This is a genomic window from Diaphorobacter limosus (genome assembly GCF_033100095.1).
Taxonomy (GTDB): Bacteria; Pseudomonadota; Gammaproteobacteria; order Burkholderiales; family Burkholderiaceae_C; genus Alicycliphilus; species Alicycliphilus limosus.
Genome location: NZ_CP136921.1, coordinates 1,988,373 through 2,011,548, shown reverse-complemented (window position 1 = coordinate 2,011,548; position 23,176 = coordinate 1,988,373). Strand labels below are relative to the sequence as shown.

The following is a 23,176-nucleotide window of genomic DNA, read 5'->3' as shown; positions in this document are numbered from 1 at the left end:
AAGACCGGCCATGACCCAGGGACTGATACGCATCCACGGCGCGCGCCAGCACAACCTCAAGAACCTCGACCTGGACATACGCACGGGTGAACTGACCGTGGTCACCGGCCCCAGCGGCTCGGGCAAGTCCAGCCTGGTGTTCGACACCCTGTACGCCGAGGGCCAGCGTCGCTACGTGGAGACCTTCAGCGCCTACGCGCGCCAGTTCCTCGAGCGCATGGACAAGCCGGCCGTGGACAAGGTGGAGGGCGTGCCGCCGGCGATTGCCATCGACCAGACAAACCCGGTGCGCAGCTCGCGCTCCACCGTGGGCACGATGACCGAGCTGAACGACCACCTGAAACTGCTGTTCGCGCGCGCCGGCCAGCTGTTCGACCGCCAGACCGCGCAGGGCGTGCGCCACGACTCGCCGGACACGATTCATGCCGAGCTGCAGGCGCGCTGCGCGCAAGAGGGCGACCCGCGCATCGTGCTCACTTTCCCGGTGGAGCTGCCCGCCAGCATCACAGCCGAGCAGCTGGAGCAATGGCTGTCGGCCAGCGGCTTCACCAAGGTGCAGGCCGAGCGCGAACTGGGCGACAAAAAGCTGCTGGACGTGGTGGCCGACCGTTTTCGCATGGCAGGCGTGGAGCGCGCGCGCGTCATCGAGGCCATAGAGGTAGCGCTCAAGCGCGGCGGGGGGCGGCTCAACGTGTATCGCCTGCGCGATCAGGGCGAGCCGGAGTTGTGGAGGTTTTCCACGGGGCTGCACTGCCCCGACAGCGACCTGCGCTACGCCGAGCCCATCGCCTCGATGTTCTCGTTCAACTCGGCCGTGGGCGCCTGCGACAGCTGCCGCGGCTTTGGCCGGGTCATCGGTGTGGACTGGGGCCTGGTGATTCCGAACCACAGGCTGACGCTGCGCGCCGGCGCCATCAAGCCGATTCAGACGCCGGCCTGGAAGGAGTGCCAGGACGACCTGATGCGCTATGCCGAGGACGCCGGCATTCCGCGCGACACGCCCTGGTACAAGCTCACGGCCGAGCAGCGGCATTGGGTGATAGAGGGCACGCCGGGCTTCAAGGAGGGCAACTGGAACCGCCAGTGGTATGGCATCAGGCGCTTCTTCGCCTACCTGGAGACCAAGGCCTACAAGATGCACATCCGCGTGCTGCTGTCCAAGTACCGCAGCTACACGCCATGCCCCAGCTGCGCCGGCGCGCGCCTGAAGACCGAGAGCCTGCTATGGCGCGTGGGCGGCAAGCAGGATGCCGATGCGGTGCTGGAGCCCGCGCGGCGCTTCATGCCGCAGGGCGTGGATTGGAGCCGTGAGCAGCTGGAGGCGCTACCGGGGCTGTGTCTGCATGATTTGATGCTGCTGCCGATTGAGCGGCTGCGGCGGTTTTTTGCGGCGCTTCTCCCTCTCCCGCAGGCGGGAGAGGGCAGGGGTGAGGGTGGGCCCGCAGCTGGCGCTGCGCTCGATCTACCCCCTCACCCCCACCCTCTCCCCCAAGGGGGCGAGGGAGTAAATACCGGGGAGATACAGGCCCTGGCGCTGCTGCACGAAGAGATTGCCACCCGCCTCAAATACCTGTGCGACGTCGGCATCGGCTATCTCACGCTGGATCGGCAAAGCCGCACGCTGTCGGGCGGCGAGGTGCAGCGCATTAACCTGACCACGGCCCTGGGCACGTCCCTGGTCAACACCCTGTTCGTGCTCGACGAGCCCAGCATAGGCCTGCACCCGCGCGACATGCAGCGCATCAACCAGGCCATGCTGCGCCTGCGCGATGCCGGCAACACCCTGGTGGTGGTGGAGCATGACCCGGCGGTGATGCTGGCGGCCGACCGCATCATCGACATGGGCCCCGGCCCGGGCGAACGCGGCGGGCAGATCGTGTTCGACGGCAGCGTGGCCGCGCTGCGCCGGGCGGATACGCTGACCGGCCAATACCTGGGCGGGCACAGGCAGATAGGCACGGGCCTCAAGCGCATGGTCACCGAGGCCACGCCGCGCCTGATTCTCGAAGGCGCACGCCAGCACAACCTGCGGGACGTGACGGTGGAGTTCCCGCTGCAGCGCCTGGTCACCGTCACCGGCGTGTCGGGCTCGGGCAAGTCCACGCTGATCCAGGACATCCTGGCGCCCGCGCTGATGCGCCACTTCGGCAAGGCCACGGAGTCACCCGGCGCCCATGAGCGCCTGCTGGGCGCGGACCATTTGAGCGACGTGGTGTTCGTGGATCAGTCCCCCATTGGCAAGACGGCGCGTTCGAACCCCGTGAGCTATGTAGGCGCGTGGGACGCCATTCGCGAGATCTTCGCCACCGCGCCGCTGTCGCGCGAGCGCGGCTACACGGCCGCCAAGTTCAGCTTCAACTCGGGCGACGGGCGCTGCCCCACCTGCGGCGGCTCGGGCTTCGAGCATGTGGAGATGCAGTTCCTGTCGGACGTCTATCTGCGCTGCCCGGACTGCGACGGCCGGCGCTACCGGCCCGAGATCCTGGAGGTGCGCATAGAGCGCGGAGGGCGAACGATGAGTGTGGCCGATGTGCTGGAGCTGACCGTGCACGAGGCCGCCCAGCTGTTCGCCAAGGATCGCGAGGTGATCCGCGCCCTGCAGCCCATAGTGGACGTGGGCCTGGAGTACGTGCGCCTGGGCCAGCCCGTGCCCACGCTATCCGGGGGCGAGGCCCAGCGCCTGAAGCTCGCCGGCTTTCTGGCCGACGCCGCCAGGAGCCAGGCCAAGTCGCGCCAGCCGCTGGCGCGCAAGGGCACGCTGTTTTTGTTCGACGAGCCCACCACCGGCCTGCATTTCGACGACATCGCCAAGCTGATGCGCGCGCTGCGCAAGCTCATGGAAGCGGGCCATTCGCTGATTGTCATCGAGCACAACCTGGACGTGATCCGCGCCAGCGACTGGCTCATCGACCTGGGCCCCGAGGGCGGCGACGCCGGTGGCCAGCTGGTGGCCGAGGGCACGCCCGAGGACTTGCGCCGGCACGCCAGCTCGCACACCGGCGCGGCGCTGCGCGAGTATGAGCAGGCGCTGGGCGAGGGTGGCCATGCAGTCCACGACGGCGTGCCGCCCTATGACTCCCTCTCCCGCTTGCGGGAGAGGGCAGGGGTGAGGGGGGATGCCCAGGGCGCCGGCCCCCACCCCCACCCTCTACCAGAGGGAGAGGGTGCAGCAGCCAACGCCATTCAGATCATCAACGCCCGCGAGCACAACCTCAAGCATCTGAACGTCAACATCCCGCGCGGCAGGTTCAACGTCATCACCGGCGTCAGCGGCTCGGGCAAGTCCACGCTGGCCTTCGACATCCTGTTCAATGAGGGCCAGCGCCGCTATCTGGAGAGCCTGAACGCCTACGCGCGCAGCATCGTCCAGCCCGCGGGCCGGCCCGAGGTGGACGCCGTGTATGGCATACCGCCCACGGTGGCGATAGAGCAGCGCCTGTCGCGCGGCGGCAGAAAGAGCACCGTGGGCACGACCACCGAGGTCTGGCACTTTCTGCGCCTCTTGTACGTCAAGCTCGGCGTGCAGCACTGCGTGCACGACGGCGCGGCCGTGCAGCCGCAGACCAGCGAGAGCATCGCCGCGCAGCTGCTCACGCAGTTCCGCGACCAGCACATCGGCCTGCTGGCGCCCCTGGTGCTGAACCGCAAGGGCGTCTATACCGAGCTGGCCGACTGGGCGCGCCCGCGCGGTTACACGCATCTGCGCGTGGACGGCAACTTTCTGCCGACTACCGGCTTCCCGCGCCTGGACCGCTTCAAGGAACACACCATAGAGCTGCCCGTGGCCAGCCTGGATGTGTCGCCCGAGCACGAAGACGCCCTGCGCAGCGCGTTGTCCAAGGCACTGGAGCTGGGCAAGGGCGTGCTGCATGTGCTGAGCGGCCTGGACGGCCTGGAGCAGGCCATGGAAGAGGGCGCGCCCACGGCGCATATCGGCCGGCTGCAGGTGTTCTCCACCAAGCGCGCCTGCCCGGTCTGCGCCACCAGCTATGCCGAGCTGGACCCGCGCCTGTTCTCGTACAACAGCAAGCATGGCTGGTGCCCGGACTGCGTGGGCACGGGCGTGCGCCTGACGAAAGAGCAGCGCAAGGCCTTCGACGACTCCGTGCAGTCGGACGACCGCGGCCGCGAACAGATCTTTGCCGAGCCCGAGGTGGAAGACCTGGCCGACGCCGCCTGCCCCAGCTGCGCCGGCACGCGCCTGAACCCCGTGGCGCGCGCCGTGCGCTTTGCCGGCACGCCCATCACCGAGGTGGCGCGCCTGGCCGTGAGCGAGGTGCGGCAGTGGATAGAGGACCTGCGGCTGACCGGCCGTGAGGCCGAGATTGCGCGCGACCTGGTGCCCGAGATCAAAAGCCGGCTGGAGTTTCTGGAGGAGGTGGGCCTGTCCTACCTGACGCTGGACCGCGGCGCGCCCACGCTCAGCGGCGGCGAGGCCCAGCGCATACGCCTGGCGGCGCAGCTGGGCAGCAACCTGCAGGGCGTGTGCTATGTGCTGGACGAGCCGACGATTGGCCTGCACGCGCGCGACAACCAGATCCTGCTGAACGCCCTGAAAAGCCTGAGCGACAAGGGCAACACCCTGGTCGTCGTGGAGCATGACGAGGACACCATACGCCGCGCCGACCACCTCATCGACATAGGCCCCAGCGCCGGCAAGCGCGGCGGGTGCCTGGTGGCCCAGGGCCAGGTGGCCGACCTGCAGGCCGCCGCCGACTCGCAGACCGGCCGCTACCTGCTGCATGCCATGAGGCATCCGCTGCAGGCGCGGCGTGCGGTATTTCTCCCTCCCCTCCCGGGGGAGGGCAGGGGTGGGGGCCAGTCTCTCTTAGATGAAAAATATGAGCAAAATAAGCCTCAAACGCTTGATGGTAAAGCGCAAATAGCTATCAATTTAGATGTTGCCGACCCTTACCTCCACCCTCCCCCAGAGGGGGAGGGAGTGAATACCGCCGCGGCTGCTACTCCCTCTCCCCCCGCAGGGGGAGAGGGCAGGGGTGAGGGGGTATCCGCCCCGGCACCGCACTGGCTCACCGTCCTCGGCGCCCACCTGCACAACCTGCAGGCCGTGGATCTGCGCCTGCCACTGAAACGCCTGGTGGCCGTCACGGGGGTCAGCGGCTCGGGCAAGTCCACGCTGGCGCGCGACGTGCTGCTGGCCAATGTGGCTGCCTGGGTCGGCCAGCGCGCCACCAAGGCCGGGCGCGAGGCCATGGATGCCGGCAAGGCGCCCGCGCTCGTGGGCTGCGCCGGCCTGCAGGGCTTCGAGAGCGTGGATCGCGTGCTCGAGGTCGATCAAACCCCCATAGGCAAGACCCCGCGCAGCTGCCCCGCCACCTACATCGGCTTCTGGGACACCATACGCAAGCTGTTCGCCGAAACCCTGGAGGCCAAGGCGCGCGGCTACGCCCCCGGGCGCTTCAGTTTCAACACCGGCGAGGGCCGCTGCCCCGGCTGCGAGGGCCAGGGCCTGCGCACCATCGTCATGAGCTTTCTGCCCGACGTCAAGGTGGCCTGCGAGCGCTGCCACGGCGCGCGCTTCAACCCCGAGACCCTGGCCGTCACCTGGCGCGGCAAGAACATTGGCGATGTGCTGCAGATGGAGGTGGACGAGGCCGTCGAGTTCTTCGCCAGCATGCCCAGCATTGCCCACCCGCTGCAGCTCTTGAAGGACGTGGGCCTGGGCTACCTCACGCTGGGCCAACCCTCGCCCACGCTCTCCGGCGGCGAGGCCCAGCGCATCAAGCTGGTGACGGAGCTGACCAAGGTGCGCGACGAGGTCGGCCGGCGCGGGCAAAAGGCACCACACACGCTGTATGTGCTGGACGAGCCCACCGTGGGCCTGCACATGGCCGACGTGCACAAGCTGATCCAGGTGCTGCACCGCCTGGTCGACGGCGGCCACAGCGTGGTCGTCATCGAGCACGACCTGGACGTGATCGCCGAGGCCGACTGGGTCATCGACCTGGGGCCCGAGGGCGGCAAGGACGGCGGCCGCATCGTCGCCGCCGGCACGCCCGAGGAGCTGGTGCGACTGGCCACGCATACCGGGGTGGCGCTGGCGCCAGTGCTGGCGCGCGGTTGAGGTATTGGCTCCCTCTCCCGCACGCGGGAGAGGGAGAAACAGCCAAAAACCATCGCCCACGCTGCACAACACGCTATAAAAATGTGTGCGCGCAAATCTTTGTGCGGTGGCGGTACCGGGAGCGCCGGCGTCTCGCCGGCATGTACCCGCCGCGCGGTTCAGCCCTTGTGCCCCGCCATCGTGTCTATCGCCAGCGCCGAATGCGCATAGGCGCCGCCCGCGCGCATCTCGGCCGCGACCCAGATGGCCTCCATGATTTGCGCCTCGCTGGCGCCGGCCTTGAGCGCGCCCTCGGTGTGGCCGCGAATGCAGTACGGGCACTGCGTGACATGGGCCACGGCCACGGCGATCAGTTGCTTGGTGCGCGCGTCCAGCTCGCCTTCGGCAAACGCCGCCGCGCTGAACTGGCGGAAGGCCTCCAGCTGCTTGGGCGCCAGCTCGCGGCGCTTGCGTGCGATGTCGGCACTGCTGGCCGGGTACATGGCTTGGTCCATGGTGCTGTCCTCCGGTAGTCAACTGTGGTGCTGGGGTTGGTAGGTTCCGGCCGGCGTGCGGAACGCGATCGACAGCCGGTTCCAGCCGTTGATGGCGACGATGGCCAGCGTCAGGTCCACCAGCGCCTTGTCGTCGAAATGCTCGCGCGCCGCGTGGTACTGGGCGTCGCCCACCTCCCGGTCTTTCAACAGCGTCACCGCCTCGGCCCAGGCCAGGGCGGCGCGCTCGCGCGTCGAGTAGCAGGGCGCCTCGCGCCAGGCGGCCAGCAGATACAGGCGCTGCTCGTCCTCGCCGGCGGCGCGCGCGTCCTTGCTGTGCATGTCCAGGCAGAAGGCGCAGCCGTTGATCTGCGAGACGCGCGTCTTCACCAGCTCCAGCAGCGCGTGATCCAGCCCGCTGCTGCGCGCGTGCTGCTCCAGCCCCAGCATGGCGGCAAAGCCCTTGGGCGATGCCTGCTTGTAGTCCAGTCGTTGGGTCATTGAATACCTCCGGTTGCCGTCATTGCGCCGCATCCAGCCCGCCGGGCTGCAGCAAAAAATCGCGCATGGCGACGGCGTTGTTCACCGCCTCGTCATGCGCCGAATACACCAGCGTCACCACGCCATGGCGGGCGCGCTCGCGCAGCTGCGCCCAGGCCTCGGGCTGCTGGCGCAACTCCGCGGCGTAGCGGCGGCGGAATTCGTCCCACAGTGCGGGGTCGTGGTTGAACCACTGGCGCAGCTCGGTACTTGGCGCCAGCGGCTTGGCCCATTCGGCAAGCAGCAGCGCCTCCTTCTTCACGCCGCGCGGCCACAGCCGGTCAATCAGGATGCGTGCGCCGTCCGCTGGCGTGGGGGCCTCGTAGGCGCGCTTGATGCGCACATGGGAGGCGGGGATGGTCTTGTTCATGGCATGGCCTTGCTGTTGCAACCCGACACCGGGGCAGGATACGCCCGCCCCGGCCTGCAGCCACCAGCAGGGGTATTGGCCGCTGGGCCGATGGGACAATCGCCCCACCACCACCGGCCGCATCACTGGCCACACAAGGAGTGCACATGGTCTTTGTCCTGCAAGTCGATTTCTCCATGGACGGCCCCTTTGGCGCCGACATGGTCCAGGCCTTCGAGGGCCTGGCGCGCAGCATCAATCAGGAGCCCGGCATGCGCTGGAAGATCTGGACCGAGGACGCCCAGGCCCGCGAGGCCGGCGGCATCTACCTGTTCGATACGCGGGAGCACGCCCAGCGCTACCTGGACATGCACGCACAGCGCCTCACGCAGGCCGGCGTGCGCAACATCCGCAGCCGCATCTACGCCGTCAACGCTGCGCTCACGGCCATCAACCAGGGGCCGGTGGCGTAGCGCATGCCTCAGCCGCCCCTGCCCGCCGGCTGGCAGCGCGTGCACTGGCAGCCCCAGGCACCCGCCAAGCCCGCGCTGGGCCAACCCTGCAACGGCTGCGGCCTGTGCTGCCTGGCCGAGCCCTGCCCGCTTGGCATCTGGGCATCGCGCCGGCGCAGCGGCCCCTGCGCGGCACTGCGCTGGGACACGGGGCAGGGGCGCTACCTCTGCGGCGTGCTGGCCGACGCCACGCAGGCCGCAGCCACCCAGGGCGGCTGGCGCCGCCGGCTCTGGCTGGCCCTGGTGCGGCGCTGGATTGCCGAGGGCCAGGGCTGCGATGCCGATTTGCAGGTGCTGGATGTACTTGGAGAAAAGGCAAAACGACCTTGACTCGGGCTTGTGCGCTACATGCAACGACCCTATCATGTTGCATGTAACGCCAGATCTTCAAGAGCACCCAATGTCCACATCCACCAGCAATGCCCGCGTGCAGCGCCATCGTGACGCGCTGCGCCAGGCCGGGCTGCGCCCGGTACAGCTGTGGGTGCCCGATACCCGCCGCCCCGATTTTGCCCAGGAATGCCGCCGCCAAAGCCTGCTGGCCTCTCAGGCCGACGCGGCCGATGCCGCGCTGGTGCCGCTGATGGATGCCGCCCTGGCCGATGTGGACGGCTGGACGGATTGATGCGCGGCGACCTGGTGACCATTGCCTTGCAGGGCGATTTTGGCAAACCCCGGCCCGCGCTCGTCATCCAGGCCGATTTGTTTGATGCGCACGCCAGCGTCACGCTGTTGCCCATCACCAGCACCTTGGTGGCCGCGCCGCTGCTGCGCGTGCCGCTCACGCCCAGCGCAGGCAACGGCTTGCAAAAGCCCTCGCAGGTCATGGTGGACAAGGCCATGACGGTGTCGCGCGACAAGCTCGGCCCCAGCATTGGCCGCATCGACCCCGACAAACTGGTGGAGGTGGAGCGCTGCCTGGCGGTTTTCTTGGGGATTGCCAAGTGATGTCTTGGATGCCCGCAGAACAGCAACGCAGGACTTGAAGCCTTCGTTTGGGGCGAGAGTTTTGGTGGGAGGAGGGGCGTCTTCGGCTTCTTGAATATGCCGGCAAGGCTCGCTACTTGATCAGCGCGGTAAAGGCACTGTCTGAATGGGACAATCGCCGGTATGACCGCCACCACGAACACCCTCACCATCACCCGCCCCGACGACTGGCACCTGCATGTGCGCGACGGCGAGCCTTTGCTGACCGTCGTGCCGCACACGGCCGCGCAGTTCGGTCGCGCCATCATCATGCCCAACCTGCGCCCGCCCGTGACCACGGCGGCCCAGGCGCTGGAGTACAAGCAGCGCATCCTGGCGGCCGTGCCCGCCGGCGTGCAGTTCGAGCCGTTGATGACGCTGTATCTGACCGACAACCTGGCGCCCGATGAAATCGCCCGTGCCAAGGATGCGGGCGTGGTGGCCCTCAAGCTCTACCCGGCCGGCGCCACCACCAACAGCGACGCCGGCGTGACCGATATCCGCAAGACCTACAAAACGCTGGAGGCCATGCAAAGGGCCGGCCTGCTGCTCTTGGTGCATGGCGAGGTGACCAGCCCCGACATCGACCTGTTCGACCGCGAGGCGGTGTTCATAGAGCAGCAGCTGATCCCGCTGCGCCGCGACTTCCCCGAGCTGAAGATCGTCTTCGAGCACATCACCACGTGCGAGGCCGCGCAGTATGTGATGGGCAGCGATGCGTACACCGCCGCCACCATCACCGCCCATCACCTGCTGTACAACCGCAACGCCATCTTCACCGGCGGCATACGCCCGCACTACTACTGCCTGCCGGTCCTGAAGCGCGAACTGCATCGCCAGGCGTTGGTGCAGGCGGCCACCAGCGGCAGCGCCAAGTTCTTCCTGGGCACTGACAGCGCACCCCACCCCGCGCACCTGAAGGAGCACGCCACGGGCTGCGCCGGCTGCTACACCGCGCACGCCGCCATCGAGATGTATGCCGAGGCCTTCGACAACGCCGGCGCGCTCGACAGGCTGGAAGGTTTCGCCAGCTTCCACGGCCCGGCCTTCTACGGCCTGCCGCGCAACCCGGGGCAGATCACGCTGCGCCGCGAAAGCTGGACGCCGCCCGACAGCTTCGTTTTCGGCGAGGCCGAGCTCAAGCCTCTGCGCGCGGGCGAGGCGCTGCCGTGGCGGCTGGTGGCCTAGGCGCCATTGACTGGCACGCCCCCTGGCTGGCCCCTCTGGCCCCTCTGGGGCGCCGGGCGACCCAGCGCGTGCAGGCCGGCGCCAGCGTGGCCACTGCGCTGAATGCGCTGGTCGACGAGGGCGCAGTCCCGGCGCCCGGCGTGCGCTTCGTGCCGCAGGCGGCACTGCCGGCGGGCATGGCTTACGAGCAGTTCATCCACGACCGGCGCAGCGTGCCCACGCGCGACAACCTGCATGACTTTTTCAACGGTCTGGTGTGGCTGCGCTACCCAGCCACCAAGCGGCGCTTCAACCAGTTGCAGGCGCAGGCGCTTGCCCAAGATGGCGTGGGGGCCGTGCGCGGGCCGGTGCGCGATGCGCTCACGGTGTTCGACGAGAACGGTGCCTTGCTGTTGGCGCCGCCTGAGCTGCATGCCGCGCTGGCTGCGCGCCAATGGCGCCGGCTGTGCGTGGAGCTGCGCCCGCTGTGGCGCCAGGCGCGGCTGTTGCTTCTGGGCCATGCGCTGCTGGAAAAACTGATTTCGCCAAGAAAATCGATCACGGCCCATGTGTATCAAGCACAAACAGCTATTGATAATGTAGTGAATCTGGACGATGCTCTGGCCCGCGACCTGACGGCACCATGGCTGGCCGCCAAACCCTTTTGCCCGCTGCCGGTGCTGGGCGTGCCCGGCTGGTGGCCCGAGAACGAGAACTTTTGCTTTTATGATGACTCTGTCGTTTTCCGTGGCGCACGACAGCTGACACAGGCGCAACCCAACGCTTGAAGCGCCGCGCACCGTCCCCATCTTGTTTTCTGCCCAAGGCGGCCTGCCGCGGGCCCACCCGAACCCTTCACCTGAGAACATTCTCGATGAAACGCATTGCGCTCTTTTTGTTGACCAACATCGCCGTGGTGGCAGTGCTGGGCATAGTCGCCAGCCTGCTGGGCGTGAACCGCTACCTGACGGCCAACGGCCTGAACCTGGGGGCGCTGCTGGGCTTTGCCTTCATCATGGGCTTTGGCGGCGCCATCATTTCGCTGCTGATGAGCAAGCCCATGGCCAAGATGAGCATGGGCGTGCAAATCATCAACGAGCCGCGCAACCAGGATGAGGCCTGGATCGTCGAGACCGTGCGCGGCTTTGCCGACAAGGCCGGCATACAGATGCCCGAGGTCGGCATCTACGAGGGCGACCCGAACGCCTTTGCCACCGGCGCCTTCAAGAACTCGGCCCTGGTGGCCGTGTCCACCGGCCTCTTGCAGGGCATGACGCGCGAGGAGGTCGAGGCCGTCATCGGCCACGAGGTGGCCCACGTGGCCAATGGCGACATGGTCACCATGGCGCTTATCCAGGGGGTGATGAATACCTTCGTCGTTTTCCTGTCGCGGGTCATCGGCTACGCGGTGGACAGCTTTCTGCGCAAGAACGATGAGCAAAGCTCGGGCCCGGGCATCGGCTATATGGTCACCACCATCGTGCTGGACATCCTGCTGGGCTTTCTGGCGGCCATCATCGTGGCCTGGTTCTCGCGCCAGCGCGAGTTCCGCGCCGACGCCGGCGCCGCCCAGCTCATGGGCCGCAAGCAGCCCATGATCAACGCCCTGTACCGCCTGGGCGGCATGCACCCCGGCGAGATGCCCAAGAGCCTGCAGGCCATGGGCATCGCCGGCGGCATTGGCAAGCTGTTCTCCTCGCACCCGCCCATCGAGGAGCGCGTGGCCGCGCTGCAGCAGGGCTGATCTTTACCTCGGCTTCACAAGCCCCTGTCAACAAGCGACAGGGGCTTTTTCGTTGTGGGAGCATGTGCATGTGCATTGCATGCCAGGAGAGCAACATGATCCTCACGTCCACTTTCACCACCGGCCTGCGCCGCACGCTGCCGGCCCTGGCGCTGGCCGCATCGGGCCTGGCGCTGACCGGCTGCGTGGTGGCGCCGGCCTATCCGGGCGACGTGGTGTATGCGCCCAGCGCGCCGCCGCCGCTGCAGACCGAGGTGATTCCCGTGGCGCCGTCGCCGGTGCATGTGTGGATCAACCGCTACTGGGGCTGGGGTGGTGCCAGCTATGCCTGGCGCCCCGGCCACTGGGCCATGCCGCCGCGGCCGGGCTATATGTGGCACCAGCCCCGCTGGAACCATGGGCCGCGCGGCTGGAGCCAGCATGGCGGGGGCTGGGGGCCACGCCGCCATTGATGTCACTGTGGCGCCTCCTCCGGGACGGGCGCCATGCCATGCCCGGCCTTGGCCAGCAGAAAGTCTATGCAGGTGCGCACGGCGCGGGTCTGGTGGCGGCCGGGCAGGTACATCAGGTACATGTGGCTGCCAAAGATGCTGAGCCGGTATTCCTGCAGCGCCAGCAGCACCTCGCCGCGGGCCACCTCGGGCTGCACCACGTAGTCGGGCACCAGGCCCAGGCCCAGGCCGGCCAGGATGCCCTGGCGCAGGAACGGAAAGTGGTCCGAGATCAGCGTCGGCTCCAGCATCACCTCCTGGCGCTCCTCGCCCTGGTAGGCCGCCAGGCGCAGCTGGCGCCCCTGCACGCCCGAGGTGATGATGGCGCTGTTGCGCAGCTCGTACAGCGTGGCCGGCAGACCGTGCTGCTGCACATAGGCGCGTGAGGCGCAGGCCACGTAGTGCACCGGGCCCAGGCTGCGCGCGATCACCGACAGCGGCGGCTCGGAGATCACGCGGATGGCGATGTCCACCTCGTCGCGCAGGTGGTCGGTGCGGTTCTCGAACAGCACGTCGAGCACGATGCCGGGGTAGAGCCGCTTGAACTCGATCAGCCAGTCGCTCATCACGATCTGCCCGTAGCCGCTGGGCACGCTGATGCCCACGCGCCCCAGCAGCTCCTGGCCCAGGCTGGTGATGGTCTCGCGCGCGGCGGCCAGCTCGTTGCGTATGTTGCGGCCATGCTCGTACAGGCGCAGGCCCACCTCGGTGGGCTCGGCGCGGCGCGTGGTGCGCTTGATGAGCTGCACGCCCAGCGACTTTTCCAGCTGCGTAAGGTGGTAGCTGACGTTGGCGCGGGTCATCTTCAGCTTGCGCGCGGCCTGGCTCAGGTTGCCGGTGTCCACGATCTCGACCAGCAGGCTTAGCGCATTGGTGTCCATGGATCCTCCTTAATCCTTGGTAATTGTCTAAAATGATTTGACAGTCTGTCAATGCTTCATGGGATTGTCAAACCGCGCTCGCGTTCCCACAATGCCAATCTTCACCAGACCCTCGGAGACACAAGCGCATGAACGCACAAGCATTGGTACAGACCCAGCAACAAGGCCCGGTGCTGGTTGTCAGCATCAACAACCCTCCCGTCAACGCCCTGGGCCAGGGCGTGCGTGCCGGCCTGCTGGCGGCTGTGGAGCAGCTGGAGCAGGACGCGGCGCTCAAGGCCATGCTCATCGTCGGCCAGGGCAAGGCCTTCATCGCCGGCGCCGACATCCGCGAGTTCGGCAAGCCGCCCATGGCGCCCGCGCTGCCCGATGTGCTCAATCGCATGGAGACGGGCTCCAAGCTGGTGGTCGCCGCCATCCACGGCCCGGCCCTGGGCGGTGGGCTCGAAGTCGCCATGGCCACGCATTTCCGTGTCGCCCTGGCCGGTGCCAAACTGGGCCTGCCCGAGGTGAATCTGGGCCTGCTGCCCGGCGCCGGCGGCACGCAGCGCTCGCCGCGCCTGATGGGCGTGAAGGCCGCGACCGAGCTGATGCTCAGCGGCCAGCACCTGTCGGCCAAGGCAGCCCTGGCCGCCGGCCTGGTGGACAAGCTGGCCGAGGGCGACGACCCGCTGGTCGCCGGCCTGGCCTATGTGAACGAGCTGCTGGCGCGCGGCGTGCCGCCCCGGCGCACGCGCGACCTTGCCATTGCCGACAAGGCCGCGGCCCTGGCCGAGCTGGACGCCATCGCTCTTGAAAGCGTCAAGAAGACGCGCGGCCTGTTCTCGCCCGCCAAGATCATCGAATGCGTGCGCGCGGCCGTCGAGCTGCCTTTCGAGCAGGGCCTCAAGCGTGAGCGCGAACTGTTTCTGGAATGCCTGAACAGCCCGCAGCGCCAGGGCCTGGTGCATGCCTTCTTCGCCGAGCGCGAGACCGCCAAGATTCCCGAAGCCAAGGCCGCTGCGCCGCGTGCGCTGGCCAGCATCGCCGTGATCGGCGGCGGCACCATGGGCGCGGGCATCACCGTCTCGGCGCTGGATGCCGGCCTGTCCGTGGTGATGGTGGAGCGCGATGCCGAGTCCATCGCACGCGGCCAGAAAAACGTGGAGAAGGTCTACGACGGCCTGATCGCCAGGGGCCGCATGACGGCGGAGGCCAAGGCCGCCACCATGGCGCGCTACACGCCCAGCACCAGCTACGACGCCATCAAGCATGTGGACTTGGTGATCGAGGCTGTGTTCGAGGACATCGAGGTGAAGAAGGCGGTGTTCAAGGAACTCGACCGCGTCTGCAAGAGCGGCGCCGTGCTGGCCACCAACACCTCGTACCTGGACATAGACGCCATCGCCGCGGTGACCAGTCGCCCGCAGGACGTGATCGGCCTGCATTTCTTCAGCCCGGCCAACATCATGAAGCTGCTGGAGATCGTCGTGCCATCGAAGGTGGCGCCCGACGTGGTGGTGACCTCGTTCGAGCTGGCCAAGCGCATGAAGAAGGTGCCGGTGCGCGCCGGCGTGTGCGACGGCTTCATCGGCAACCGCATCCTGTCGGTCTACCGCGAGGCGGCCAACTACGTGCTGGAGGACGGCGCCAGCCCCTACGACATCGACGCCGCGGTGCGCGGCTTTGGCTACCCCATGGGGCCGTTCCAGGTGAGCGATCTGGCCGGCGGCGACATTGGCTGGGCCACGCGCAAGCGCAAGGCCGCCACGCGCGACCCCAAGGCGCGCTACGTCGAGGTGGCCGACCGCATCGCCGAGCGCGGCTGGTATGGCCAGAAGACCGGGCGCGGCTGGTACCTGTACCCTGAAGGAGCACGCACCGGCCAGGACGACCCCGAGGTGCTGGCCATCGTCGATGCCGAGCGGAAAAAGAAGGGCATCACGCCGCGCGCCTTCAGCCATGACGAAATCATGCGCCGCTATATGGCGGCCATGGTCAACGAGGGCGCCAAGGTGCTGGAGGAGGGCATTGCCCTGCGCCCGCTGGATATCGACGTGACCTTTTTGTTTGGCTACGGCTTCCCGCGCTGGCGCGGCGGCCCGATGAAATGGGCCGACATGCAGGGCCTGGACAAGGTTTTGGCCGACATCCAGGAATTTGCCAAGGAAGACGCGCTGTTCTGGCAACCGGCCGCACTGCTGCAAAAGCTGGTGGCCGAGGGCAAGAACTTCGACAGCCTGAACCAGCGCTGACCCTCGCCAACTCCCTCTCCCCCTTGGGGGAGAGGGAGAAAAAGCCTCAAGCGCCCGTACACACTGCGCAAGCAGCTATTGATTCCATAAAGACAAACCGTTCCAAAGGAGCACCCCATGCGTGAAGCCGTCATTGTTTCCACAGCCCGCACGCCTATGACCAAGTCGCACCGCGGCGAATTCAACGTGACCCCTGCCGCCCAGCTGGCGGCCTTCTCGGTCAGGGCCGCGGTCGAGCGCTCGGGCGTCGATCCGGCCATGATCGAGGACTTGATCCTGGGCTGCGGCAACCCCGACGGTTTCCAGGGCCGCAACCTGGGCCGCCAGGCCGTGCTGCGCGCCGAGCTGCCCCTCACCATCGCCGGCACCACCATCACCCGCTACTGCGCCTCGGGCCTGCAGGCGATTGCCGCCGCCACCGGCCGCATCGTGGCCGAGGGCGTGGACGCCATGATCGCCGGCGGGGTGGAGACCATCTCGGGCCTGCGCCCGGGCAACAACCTGCCCACCGACATGGACCCCTGGCTGGTCGAGCACAAGCCTGCGCTGTACATGGCCATGATTGACACGGCGGACATCGTGGCCAAGCGCTATGCCATCAGCCGCGAGGATCAGGATGCGTTTGCGCTGCAAAGCCAGCAGCGCACCGCCGCCGCCCAGGCCGCCGACCTGTTCAAGGACGAGATCATCCCCTGCGCCACGCGCATGGCCGAGAAGAACAAGGACACCGGCGAGGTCACCCACCGCGACGTGGTGGCCACGCACGACAACTGCAACCGCGCCTCGACCACGCTCGAAGGCCTGGCCAAGCTGGAGCCGGTCAAGGGCGCGGGCAACTTCATCACCGCGGGCAATGCCTCGCAGCTGTCCGATGGCTCCTCGTCCTGCGTGCTGGTCGAGGCCCGGCAGGCCGAGCGCCTGGGCCTGCAGGCCCTGGGCGCGTTGCGCGGCTTTGCCGTGGCCGGGTGCGAGCCGGATGAAATGGGCATAGGCCCGGTGTTCGCCGTGCCCAAGCTGCTCAAGCGCCATGGTCTGACCGTGGACGACATAGACCTGTGGGAGCTGAACGAGGCCTTTGCCTCGCAGGCCCTGTACTGCCAGCGCCAGCTGGGTATTCCGAACGAACGCCTGAATGTCAATGGCGGCGCCATCTCCATCGGCCACCCCTTCGGCATGACGGGTGCGCGCCTGGCCGGCCACATCCTGCTGGAAGGCCAGCGCCGCAAGGCCAAGGACCCGTCCGTGAAGTGGGGCGTGGTGACCATGTGCATCGGCGGCGGCCAGGGCGCGGCCGGACTGTTCGAGATTTTCTGAAAACCGAAACCTTGTGCGACAGGCCCAAAAATTGCAGCGCAATTTTTGCCCTGTCCCCAACTGACTAGAGGCAAGACATGGATTTGCAATTCACCCCTGAGGAGCAGGCCTTCCGCGAGGAAGTGCGTGCGTTTCTGAAGGACTACCTGCCCGCGGCGCTCTCCGCCAAGGTCAAGGCCGGGCAGCGCCTGACGCGCCAGGACCAAGAGGGCTGGCACGCCATCCTGAACCGCAAGGGCTGGCTGGCCTATCACTGGCCCAAGGAGCATGGCGGCACCGGCTGGAGCGCCATCCAGAAATTCATCTTCGACGACGAGTGCGCCATGGCCGGCGGCCCGCGTCTGGTGCCGTTCGGCCTGTCCATGCTCGGCCCGGTGCTGATCAAGTACGGCGACGAGGCGCAGAAAAAACACTGGCTGCCGCGCATCCTCAATGGCGACGACTGGTGGTGCCAGGGCTATTCCGAGCCGGGCGCCGGCTCTGACCTGGCCAGCCTCAAGACCACCGCCGTGCGCCAGGGTGACCACTACATCGTCAACGGCCAGAAGACCTGGACCACCCAGGGCCAGCACGCCAACATGATGTTCTGTCTGGTGCGCACCGACCGCCAGGCCAAGGCGCAGTCGGGCATCAGCTTCCTGCTCATCGACATGAACCAGCCCGGCGTCGAGGTGCGCCCGATCCGCACGCTGGACGGCGACAAGGAGGTCAACGAGGTCTTCCTCACCGACGTGAAGGTGCCGTTGGAGAACCTGGTCGGCGAGGAGAACAAGGGCTGGACCTACGCCAAGTACCTGCTGACCTACGAGCGCACCGGCATCGCCGGCGTGGGCTTCTCGATGGCCGCGCTGGAAAAGCTCAAGGTGATTGCCAGCCGCGTGCAAAGGAACGGCAAGCCTTTGAGCCAGGACCCGCAGTTCGCCACCCGCATGGCGCAGGTGGAGATCGACCTGAACAACATGGCCACGACCAACCTGCGCGTCATTGCGTCGGTGCAGGGCGGGGGCGTGCCGGGCGCCGAGAGCTCCATGCTCAAGATCCGCGGCACGGTGATCCGCCAGGAGCTGTTGTCGCTGATCCGCCGCGCCATGGGGCCGTACGCGCTGCCCTACATCGAGGAGGCGCAGTTCGCCGAATACCAGGAGGCGCCGGTGGGCCCGCCCGAGGCCGCCACGGCCGCGGCCGCCTATTTCAACTACCGCAAGCTGTCGATCTTCGGCGGCTCCAACGAGATCCAGCGCAACATCATCTCCAAGATGATCCTGGGGCTGTAAGGGAATCGCCATGAACTTTGAGCACAACGAAGACCGCCGCATGCTGGCGGACGCGCTGAACCGCTACTTGGGCGAGCAGTACCCCGCCGAATACCGCAACAAGGTGGCCTACGACCAGGCCGGCTACAGCGCCGAGACCTACGCCAAACTGGCCGAGATCGGCGCCATCGGCGCGCTGTTCAAGGAGGCCGATGGCGGCTTCGGCGGCCAGGGTCCCGACATCGCCCTGGTGTTCGAGGCCCTGGGCAATCACCTGGTGACCGAGCCCCTGCTGGGCGCGCTGCTGGTGGGCCGGGCGCTGAGCGAGGCCGGCACCGACGCGCAGAAGGCGCAGCTCGAAGGCATCATCGCCGGCACCCTGCTTGCGGCCCTGGCGCATGACGAGCCGGCCAGCCATTACGAGCTGAACCGCGTCGCCACCACCGCAACGAGAGACGGCGCAGGCTGGGTGCTGAACGGCGCCAAGGCTGTCGTGCTGTTTGGCGACCAGGCGCAGCTGCTGCTGGTGAGCGCGCGCACTTCGGGCGCGGTGGGCGACGAGGCCGGCATTTCGCTGTTCCTGGTGCCGGGCGACGCGGCCGGCGTCTCGGCGCGCGGCTATGGCCGCATCGACGGCGGCCATGCGGCCGAGCTGACCCTGTCCAACGTCAAGGTCGGTGCCGACGCGCTGCTGGGCGCCGAGGGCGCCGGCCATGCGCTGCTGGAGCGCGTGGTGGGCTTCGGCCTGCTGGCGCTGTCGGCGGAGAGCCTGGGCGCCATGGACAAGGCCAAGGACGACACGCTGGAATACCTGCGCACGCGCAAGCAGTTCGGCGTGGTGATCGGCAGCTTCCAGGCCCTGCAGCACCGCATGGCCGACATGCTGCTGGAGGTGGAGCAGGCGCGCTCGGCAGTGATCAACGCCGCTGCCGCCATTGATGATGGTGACCGCGTGGCGCGCGAGAAGGCCCTGAGCGCCGGCAAGTACAGCGTGGGCAAGATCGGTGCGCTGATCGCCGAGGAGGCGATCCAGATGCACGGCGGCATCGGCGTGACCTGGGAGCTGCCGCTGGCCCACTACGCCAAGCGCCTGGTGATGATCGACCACCAGCTCGGCGACATGGACCACCACCTTGCGCGCTGGATGGCGTTGTAACTCCCTCGCCCCCTTGGGGGAGAGGGCAGGGGTGAGGGGGTAGTTGGGGCGCTGTGCTTGCACGGCAAGCACCCTCACCCCCACCCTCTCCCGCACGCGGGAGAGGGAGTTAAAGCAAAAACAGGCCTTGGCGCTTATCCATCAAGCGCCACCAGCTATCAAAACAAAAGCACACAGCAGGAGACATAAATGACCGACACCGCCCTGATCACCCGCCGCGAAGGCGCGGTGCTCATCCTGTCCAACAACAACCCGGCCGCGCGCAACGCGCTCACGCCGGGCTTCTATAACGGCCTGACGGCGGCCCTGGGCGCCGCGGCCTGCGACCCGACCGTGGGCGCCGTGGTGCTCACCGGCGAGGGCGGGCATTTCTGCTCCGGCGGCGACCTGCGCCAGCTCATCCACAGGCGCGAGCTGCCCCTGGCCGAGCGGCGCCTGAAGCTCGAAAGCCTGCACAACCTGGTGCGCGCGCTGCGCGACTGCCCCAAGCCCGTGATCATGGCGGTGGAGGGCGCGGCCGCCGGTGCCGGCCTGTCGCTGGCGCTGGCCGGCGACCTGCTGGTGGCCGCGAAGAACGCGCAGTTCTCGGTGGCCTACGTCAAGGTGGGCCTCACGCCCGACGGCGGCGCCACGGCGCTGCTGTCCGAATTCGTCTCGCGCCAGGTCTTGACCGAGCTGTGCCTGACCGGCGAACGCGTGAGCGGCGAGCGCATGCACCAACTGGGCGTGGTGAATCGCCTCGTCGAGCCCGGCCAGGCGCTGGCCGCGGCTTTGGCGCTGGCGCAGCAGGTGGCCGCCGGCCCCGAGCTGGCCACCGCGCGCATCAAGCACCTGTGCCGCGTGGCGCCGCGCAACACGCTGGAGCAGCAGCTGGAGCTGGAGGCGCTGTACATGCCGCTGTCGCAAGAGACCGAGGAGTCGCGCGAGGGCATCAACGCCTTCCTGGAAAAGCGCGCGCCCGATTTTGCCAAGCTGCGCAGCAGCAAGCCGGGCTGAGCGCCGGTGCGCCTTGCATAAGGAGGGATGGACGTATGAGCCGATCCATTGAAGACGCGCGACGGGTTCTGGACGCGCAGCCGTTCAGTCGCCTGGTCCGGGCAGAAATGACGCAGTACACGACGCAGGTGGTGGAGCTGCGTGTGCCCATCACCGAACAGATCCAGCAGCAACACGGCTTTGTGCATGGCGGTGTGGTCTCGTACCTGGCGGATAACGCGCTCACCTTTGCAGGAGGCATGGCACTGGGGCCTGGTGTGGTGACCTCGGAATACAAGATCAACTATGTGCGTCCCGCCGTCGGCGATTGGCTTGCCGCACGCGCCACGGCGGTGCATGCAGGCCGTACACAGGCTGTCTGCCGTTGCGATGTCTATGTGCTCGCTGGCGGCACTGAAAAGCTGTGCGCTGTCGCACAGGGAACGATTGCCCTGATGGGCGCGAAGAAAACCGACTGACTTGAGCAACAAAGGAATGCGAGCCATGGCATCGACCCATCCGTCCGACCAAGACTTACCCCTGCAAGGCGTGCGCGTGCTGGATCTCTCGCGCGTGTTTGCCGGCCCCATGTGCGCCATGGTGCTGGCCGACTTCGGCGCCGAGGTCATCAAGGTGGAGCACCCCGGCCGCGGCGACGACACGCGCGACTGGGGCCTGCGCATCGGCCAGACCGAGACCACCTACTACAACAGCATGAACCGCAACAAGCGGTCCATCACCATCGACCTGCAGACGCCCGAGGGGCTGAAGATCATCCACGACCTGGTGCCCCAGTGCGACGTGGTTATCCACAACTTCAAGACCGGCGGCCCCGAGAAGCTGGGCCTGGGCTACGAGCAGCTCAAGGCCATCAAGCCAGACCTGATCTACTGCGCCGTGGCCGGCTACGACGTGACCGGCCCCGAGGCCAGCCGCCCCGGCTACGACCTGGTGATCCAGGGCGAGGCCGGGCTGATGGCGCTCAATGGCGAGGCCAACACCCCGCCGCTGAAGTTCGGCGTGGCCGTGGTCGATCTGATGACCGGCATGTATGCCGCCCAGGCGGTGTTGGCGGCGCTGTTCAGAAAGGAGCGCACCGGCCAGGGCCAGCTGATTCAGATGGCGCTGTACGACTGCGGCCTGACGGTGACGGGCTACTACGGGCTGGATGCGCTCAAGCTCGGCCACGACCCCGAGCGCTACGGCAACGCCCACCCCTCCATCGTGCCCTACGGCATGTACGAGGCCAGCGACGGCCCCTTGATCATCGCCGTGGGCAACAACGCCCAGTTCGACAAGTTCTGCCGCCAGGTGATAGAGCGCCCCGACATCGTCGAAGACCCGCGCTTTGCCACCAACGTCGAGCGCGCCAAGAATCGGCTGGAGCTGGGCCCGCTGCTCAAGGAGCTGATCCGCGGCTTCCCGCGCGATCTGCTGCTCGAACGCCTGACCAGCGCCGGCATCCCCTGCGGCCGCGTCGCCGGCCTGCACGAGGCATTGAGCAGCGAGCGCACGCGCCGTGGTCGCATGGTGCAGGACATGCCGCACCCGGTCGTCGGCACCACGCCGGTGTTTGCCCCGCCGTACCGCCTGGACGGCGAGCGCCTGCCGATCCGCATGGCCCCGCCCACGCTGGGCGAAGGCACGCGCGCCGTGCTGCAGCAGCTGCTGGCGCTGAGCGACGACGAACTGCAGGCCCTGCAGGCGCAGGGCGTGCTCACGCTGCCGCAGCAGTGAATATCAAAAACGATAGCTGCTTGCGCTTTGCAGATAAGCGGTACAGCCATATTTGACTATGTATATGTCGCAGATGCCCCTCACCCCTCCCGGGGGCGACAGCGAGACACTGTCGCTCTTCAGGCTGTCCAGTTCCGCGCAGGCGGAACTGGAGCCGCAGCCTTCAGCCCCAAAGGGGCGAGGGCGACCGGTTGCGCCGGTTTTACTCCCTCTCCCTTTGGGAGAGGGCGGGTGTGAGGGCTCGCGGCCTGGCCTGAGGCATGTCGCTCATCAGGCTTATTTGCTCCAGGAGATCCATATGAAACCCAACGCCATCCATCGCCGCGCCGCCCTGGCCCTGGCCGCCGCGCCGCTGCTCGCCGGCATTTGCGGCGGCGCCCTGGCCCAGGCTGCCTGGCCCGACAAGATGATCAAGCTCATCGTGCCCTTCCCCGCCGGCGGCCCCACCGACACGGCCTCGCGCATCGTGGGTCAGAAGCTCGCCGAGCGCCTGAAGCAGCCCGTGGTGGTGGAAAATCGCCCCGGAGCCTCGGGCTCCATCGCCGCCGTGCAGGTAGCCAAGAGCGCGCCCGACGGCTACACGCTGATGATGCTGGCCACGCCCACGCTGCTGGCGCCGCACCTGTACAAGAAGGCCGGCTACGACACGGTGAAGGACTTCGCGCCCGTGGCCACGGTGTACGACCTGCCCATCGTCATCGTGGTGAACCCCAGGCTGCTGCCCGATGTGACCGACCTCAAGGGCTTGATAGCCCACGCCAAGGCGCAAAAGACGCCGATCAACTACACCAGCTCGGGTGCCGGCAGCTTCGGCCACCTGAGCATGGAGCTGCTCAAGCAGATGGCGGGTTTTGACATGCAGCACATCCCCTACAAGGGCGGCGTGCCGGCCATCACCGACACCATAGGCGGCCAGGTGCCCATCATGTATGCCGACCTGGTGGCGGCCTTGCCGCACATCAAGGCCGGCAAGCTGCGCGCCATCGCCGTGGGCTCGCCCCAGCGCGTGGTGATGCTGCCCGAGGTGAAGACCATCGCCGAGCAGGGTGTGAAGGGCTACGACGCCGTTTCCTGGGGCGGCCTGCTGGCGCCGCAGGGCACGCCCAAGGCAGTGGTGGATCGCATCGCCACCGAGGTGCAGCAGATCCTGGCCGACAAGGAGGTGCAGGAGCGCCTGTTGGGCGCGGGCGCCATCGCCCGCTTCGAAGATCCCGCGCAAATGGGCCAGCGCATCGCGCAGGACTACCAGCGCTGGGGCCAGATCATCCGCGACAAGGGCATTTCGCCGGAGTAAACAGC

21 protein-coding genes are annotated in these 23,176 nt (G+C 67.6%); 17 read left to right on the top strand and 4 right to left on the bottom strand.

Annotation, left to right across the window (positions count from 1 at the left end; genetic code table 11):
* The first annotated feature begins 10 nt into the window (after nt 1–10).
* Nucleotides 11–6,085 carry an excinuclease ABC subunit UvrA gene (uvrA, locus tag P4826_RS09695; protein WP_317703636.1) on the top strand — a complete coding sequence of 2,025 codons (6,075 nt, stop codon included), beginning with the start codon at nt 11–13 and terminating at the stop codon, nt 6,083–6,085.
* A gap of 158 nt (nt 6,086–6,243) precedes the next feature.
* Here the strand turns inward: uvrA and P4826_RS09690 are convergent, their stop codons facing one another.
* From P4826_RS09690 to P4826_RS09680, 3 genes are read right to left on the bottom strand one after another with little or no spacing between them, the layout of a single operon-like run.
* Nucleotides 6,244–6,579: a carboxymuconolactone decarboxylase family protein gene (locus tag P4826_RS09690; RefSeq protein WP_317703635.1), complete on the bottom strand. Its 336-nt coding sequence runs from the start codon at nt 6,577–6,579 to the stop codon at nt 6,244–6,246.
* Nucleotides 6,580–6,597: 18 nt separating this feature from the next.
* Nucleotides 6,598–7,059, bottom strand: coding sequence for a carboxymuconolactone decarboxylase family protein (locus P4826_RS09685; RefSeq protein WP_317703634.1), 462 nt, complete (start codon nt 7,057–7,059; stop codon nt 6,598–6,600).
* A 19-nt stretch (nt 7,060–7,078) separates the two neighbouring features.
* Nucleotides 7,079–7,468, bottom strand: coding sequence for a DUF488 domain-containing protein (locus tag P4826_RS09680; RefSeq protein WP_317703633.1), 390 nt, complete (start codon nt 7,466–7,468; stop codon nt 7,079–7,081).
* Nucleotides 7,469–7,614: 146 nt separating this feature from the next.
* Here P4826_RS09680 and P4826_RS09675 point away from each other — a divergent pair, with 146 nt between their 5' ends.
* The 8 genes from P4826_RS09675 (at nt 7,615) to P4826_RS09640 (ending at nt 12,288) form a co-directional block, all read left to right on the top strand.
* Nucleotides 7,615–7,920 (top strand): monooxygenase, encoded by a 306-nt coding sequence (locus P4826_RS09675; protein WP_317703632.1) that lies wholly within the window; start codon nt 7,615–7,617, stop codon nt 7,918–7,920.
* 3 nt (nt 7,921–7,923) lie between these two features.
* Nucleotides 7,924–8,289, top strand: a complete 366-nt coding sequence (locus tag P4826_RS09670; RefSeq protein ID WP_317703631.1) for a hypothetical protein — start codon at nt 7,924–7,926, stop codon at nt 8,287–8,289.
* Between the two features lie 70 nt (nt 8,290–8,359).
* Nucleotides 8,360–8,584 (top strand): antitoxin MazE family protein, encoded by a 225-nt coding sequence (locus tag P4826_RS09665; protein WP_317703630.1) that lies wholly within the window; start codon nt 8,360–8,362, stop codon nt 8,582–8,584.
* Nucleotides 8,581–8,907, top strand: a complete 327-nt coding sequence (locus P4826_RS09660) for a type II toxin-antitoxin system PemK/MazF family toxin (protein WP_317703629.1) — start codon at nt 8,581–8,583, stop codon at nt 8,905–8,907. The genes P4826_RS09665 and P4826_RS09660 overlap by 4 nt, the downstream gene beginning before the upstream one ends.
* A gap of 162 nt (nt 8,908–9,069) precedes the next feature.
* The gene (gene pyrC / locus P4826_RS09655; protein WP_317703628.1) at nt 9,070–10,113 is read left to right on the top strand and encodes a dihydroorotase; all 1,044 of its coding nucleotides are present in this window, start codon (nt 9,070–9,072) and stop codon (nt 10,111–10,113) included.
* Entirely contained in the window at nt 10,095–10,880 is a 786-nt protein-coding gene (locus P4826_RS09650) for a DUF3025 domain-containing protein (RefSeq protein ID WP_317703627.1), read from the top strand. The genes pyrC and P4826_RS09650 overlap by 19 nt, the downstream gene beginning before the upstream one ends.
* A gap of 86 nt (nt 10,881–10,966) precedes the next feature.
* Complete coding sequence (gene htpX / locus P4826_RS09645) at nt 10,967–11,836, top strand: protease HtpX (protein ID WP_317703626.1); 870 nt, start codon at nt 10,967–10,969, stop codon at nt 11,834–11,836.
* Nucleotides 11,837–11,931: 95 nt separating this feature from the next.
* On the top strand, nt 11,932–12,288 hold the full coding sequence (locus tag P4826_RS09640; protein WP_317703625.1) for a hypothetical protein: 357 nt from the start codon (nt 11,932–11,934) through the stop codon (nt 12,286–12,288).
* A gap of 2 nt (nt 12,289–12,290) precedes the next feature.
* On the opposite strand, the gene P4826_RS09635 is transcribed toward P4826_RS09640, so the two are convergent.
* A complete protein-coding gene (locus tag P4826_RS09635; RefSeq protein ID WP_317703624.1) occupies nt 12,291–13,208 on the bottom strand; it encodes a LysR family transcriptional regulator in 918 nt (305 codons plus the stop codon).
* A gap of 128 nt (nt 13,209–13,336) precedes the next feature.
* Here P4826_RS09635 and P4826_RS09630 point away from each other — a divergent pair, with 128 nt between their 5' ends.
* From P4826_RS09630 to P4826_RS09595, 8 genes are all read left to right on the top strand, one after another.
* Entirely contained in the window at nt 13,337–15,442 is a 2,106-nt protein-coding gene (locus P4826_RS09630) for a 3-hydroxyacyl-CoA dehydrogenase NAD-binding domain-containing protein (protein ID WP_317703623.1), read from the top strand.
* Between the two features lie 117 nt (nt 15,443–15,559).
* Nucleotides 15,560–16,756 (top strand): acetyl-CoA C-acyltransferase, encoded by a 1,197-nt coding sequence (locus tag P4826_RS09625; protein WP_317703622.1) that lies wholly within the window; start codon nt 15,560–15,562, stop codon nt 16,754–16,756.
* A 77-nt stretch (nt 16,757–16,833) separates the two neighbouring features.
* Nucleotides 16,834–18,030, top strand: a complete 1,197-nt coding sequence (locus P4826_RS09620; RefSeq protein WP_317703621.1) for an acyl-CoA dehydrogenase family protein — start codon at nt 16,834–16,836, stop codon at nt 18,028–18,030.
* A 10-nt stretch (nt 18,031–18,040) separates the two neighbouring features.
* Nucleotides 18,041–19,165 (top strand): acyl-CoA dehydrogenase family protein, encoded by a 1,125-nt coding sequence (locus P4826_RS09615; RefSeq protein WP_317703620.1) that lies wholly within the window; start codon nt 18,041–18,043, stop codon nt 19,163–19,165.
* A 189-nt stretch (nt 19,166–19,354) separates the two neighbouring features.
* Complete coding sequence (locus P4826_RS09610) at nt 19,355–20,161, top strand: oxepin-CoA hydrolase, alternative type (protein ID WP_317703619.1); 807 nt, start codon at nt 19,355–19,357, stop codon at nt 20,159–20,161.
* 35 nt (nt 20,162–20,196) lie between these two features.
* Nucleotides 20,197–20,619 carry a PaaI family thioesterase gene (locus P4826_RS09605; RefSeq protein ID WP_317703618.1) on the top strand — a complete coding sequence of 141 codons (423 nt, stop codon included), beginning with the start codon at nt 20,197–20,199 and terminating at the stop codon, nt 20,617–20,619.
* 25 nt (nt 20,620–20,644) lie between these two features.
* Nucleotides 20,645–21,877, top strand: a complete 1,233-nt coding sequence (locus P4826_RS09600; protein ID WP_317703617.1) for a CaiB/BaiF CoA transferase family protein — start codon at nt 20,645–20,647, stop codon at nt 21,875–21,877.
* A gap of 298 nt (nt 21,878–22,175) precedes the next feature.
* On the top strand, nt 22,176–23,171 hold the full coding sequence (locus tag P4826_RS09595) for a Bug family tripartite tricarboxylate transporter substrate binding protein (RefSeq protein WP_317703616.1): 996 nt from the start codon (nt 22,176–22,178) through the stop codon (nt 23,169–23,171).
* Nucleotides 23,172–23,176: the final 5 nt, after the last annotated feature.

Bases quoted from the DNA above. Each gene is read 5' to 3' on its own strand.
- uvrA (WP_317703636.1), top strand. From the start codon at position 11: ATGACCCAGGGACTGATACGCATCCACGGCGCGCGCCAGCACAACCTC.
- P4826_RS09690 (WP_317703635.1), bottom strand. From the start codon at position 6,579: ATGGACCAAGCCATGTACCCGGCCAGCAGTGCCGACATCGCACGCAAG.
- P4826_RS09685 (WP_317703634.1), bottom strand. From the start codon at position 7,059: ATGACCCAACGACTGGACTACAAGCAGGCATCGCCCAAGGGCTTTGCC.
- P4826_RS09680 (WP_317703633.1), bottom strand. From the start codon at position 7,468: ATGAACAAGACCATCCCCGCCTCCCATGTGCGCATCAAGCGCGCCTAC.
- P4826_RS09675 (WP_317703632.1), top strand. From the start codon at position 7,615: ATGGTCTTTGTCCTGCAAGTCGATTTCTCCATGGACGGCCCCTTTGGC.
- P4826_RS09670 (WP_317703631.1), top strand. From the start codon at position 7,924: ATGCCTCAGCCGCCCCTGCCCGCCGGCTGGCAGCGCGTGCACTGGCAG.
- P4826_RS09665 (WP_317703630.1), top strand. From the start codon at position 8,360: ATGTCCACATCCACCAGCAATGCCCGCGTGCAGCGCCATCGTGACGCG.
- pyrC (WP_317703628.1), top strand. From the start codon at position 9,070: ATGACCGCCACCACGAACACCCTCACCATCACCCGCCCCGACGACTGG.
- htpX (WP_317703626.1), top strand. From the start codon at position 10,967: ATGAAACGCATTGCGCTCTTTTTGTTGACCAACATCGCCGTGGTGGCA.
- P4826_RS09640 (WP_317703625.1), top strand. From the start codon at position 11,932: ATGATCCTCACGTCCACTTTCACCACCGGCCTGCGCCGCACGCTGCCG.
- P4826_RS09635 (WP_317703624.1), bottom strand. From the start codon at position 13,208: ATGGACACCAATGCGCTAAGCCTGCTGGTCGAGATCGTGGACACCGGC.
- P4826_RS09630 (WP_317703623.1), top strand. From the start codon at position 13,337: ATGAACGCACAAGCATTGGTACAGACCCAGCAACAAGGCCCGGTGCTG.
- P4826_RS09625 (WP_317703622.1), top strand. From the start codon at position 15,560: ATGCGTGAAGCCGTCATTGTTTCCACAGCCCGCACGCCTATGACCAAG.
- P4826_RS09620 (WP_317703621.1), top strand. From the start codon at position 16,834: ATGGATTTGCAATTCACCCCTGAGGAGCAGGCCTTCCGCGAGGAAGTG.
- P4826_RS09615 (WP_317703620.1), top strand. From the start codon at position 18,041: ATGAACTTTGAGCACAACGAAGACCGCCGCATGCTGGCGGACGCGCTG.
- P4826_RS09610 (WP_317703619.1), top strand. From the start codon at position 19,355: ATGACCGACACCGCCCTGATCACCCGCCGCGAAGGCGCGGTGCTCATC.
- P4826_RS09605 (WP_317703618.1), top strand. From the start codon at position 20,197: ATGAGCCGATCCATTGAAGACGCGCGACGGGTTCTGGACGCGCAGCCG.
- P4826_RS09600 (WP_317703617.1), top strand. From the start codon at position 20,645: ATGGCATCGACCCATCCGTCCGACCAAGACTTACCCCTGCAAGGCGTG.
- P4826_RS09595 (WP_317703616.1), top strand. From the start codon at position 22,176: ATGAAACCCAACGCCATCCATCGCCGCGCCGCCCTGGCCCTGGCCGCC.